The sequence below is a fragment of the Arthrobacter sp. 05T47 genome (genome assembly GCF_056395825.1).
This window is the reverse complement of record NZ_JBFTKG010000140.1, coordinates 1-1,529: the sequence shown is the minus strand read 5'-3', so window position 1 is coordinate 1,529 and position 1,529 is coordinate 1. Positions and strand designations below refer to the sequence as shown.

Here is a 1,529-nt window from a genome sequence, read left to right as displayed (position 1 = left end):
CGTTGAGGCTATTGGCTGATCCATGATCGGTCCTTTGCTACTGCTTAAGTTTGCTACTGCGCAAGAAGGGTGGGAAGGGCGCCGTCGCGGCTGCGGCTGTAGACAGCGCGACCTTCGGCGAGTGTGAGTTCGACGCCGATTCGGCCAAGGGCGGTGGCCTCGACGGCATGCGGATCGGCGTCGAGCACCACAAGGTCGGCGGCCATGCCGACCCGAATCGCTCCCCTCTCGGCGTCGAGACGGTTGGCTCGCGCGGCTCCGGTGGTGTGGGCGGCGAGCGCCGACCCGAGGGTGATGGCCTCTGTGGGAAGCAGCGGTTCGTTTTGCGATCGGGTGTCGCGGGCGTGGGGGTCAGCGGGCGGGGCGGTGCGGTTCACGGCAGTGTGGATGCCCCACAGCGGGTCAGGACTGGACACCGGCCAGTCGCTGCCTATCGCCAGTTCGACGCCGGCGCTTCGCAAAGTCTCGAAGGCAAAATGCGCCCGCTGGTGTGCTTCGTCCAGGTACGGCAGCTTTGTTTCCACAAGCGCAGGATCCTGCCGCGCCCAGAGCGGTTGGATGTTGGCGATGGCGCCGCTGGCGGCGAACCGGTCGACGTCGGCGGGGTCCACGAGGTCCAGGTGCGCTATCTGATGGCGTGGGTCCCAGCCCTTGCGACGTGGCAGGTTCAGTGCGTTGATGCAGTCACGTACTGCTTGGTCGCCTACCGCGTGCAGGTGCAGGTCGAAGCCTGCCGCGTCCACTGCGCGGGTGATCCGTGTCAGCTCGTCCGGTTCGATCAGGCTCATGCCCAGTTCGTGGGGATGGCCTTTGTAGGGCCTGGTCATGGCTGCGGTGAGGTTTTCACAAACGCCGTCCACCATGATCTTGACGGCCGTGGCCCGGAAGCGTCCGCCCGCCCGTGCCCGGCGTTCCCTGAACAGCTCCAGCTGCTCAAGGCCGAGGTCCCGCCGCCACCACAGCGCCCCGGTCACGGTGGCAGTCAGCAGGCCATCGGACTCCAGCGCTAGGTAATGCTCGAATGAATCGGGCATGCCCAGGGCTTGCCCGACGGCGGCGTCCTGCCAGGCGGTCACGCCCAGTGAGTGCATATAGGCCTGGGCCGTGAGGAGCGCACGGCGGATGTGCCGTGTGTCCGGTACCGGAATCAGTGCGGAGACGAGGTCGGCGGCGTGTTCGATGAGCATGCCGGTCGCGGTGCCCGCGCCGTCGCGGGCGATGATGCCGCCGTCCGGATTGGGAGTTGTGTCAGTGATTCCGGCAAGCTCGAGCGCGCGTGAATTCACCCAGGCACCGTGTCCGTCATGGCTGATCAGGAACACGGGCCTGTCCGGTACGAGCTCGTCCAAGAGCGCGCGGTGCGGGAAACCGCCGTCGAAAACGTCTCCATACCAGCCCGCTCCCTGTACCCACCCAGCGTGGGGGTTGTCGCGGGCGTAGTCCGCGATCAGGGTGCGGTATTCGTCCAGGGAATGGACGCCGGAGAGATCGCAGCCGAGCAACTGCAGGCCGCCCGCAAGGGGGTGCAC

General features: G+C 66.8%; 1 protein-coding gene. It reads right to left on the bottom strand.

Annotation, left to right across the window (positions count from 1 at the left end; all coding sequences use genetic code 11):
• Positions 1 to 53 precede the first annotated feature (53 nt).
• Positions 54 to 1,529 (bottom strand): amidohydrolase (locus AC1DEY_RS23345; RefSeq protein ID WP_476870075.1); only part of this gene is annotated, 1,476 nt, incomplete at its 5' end.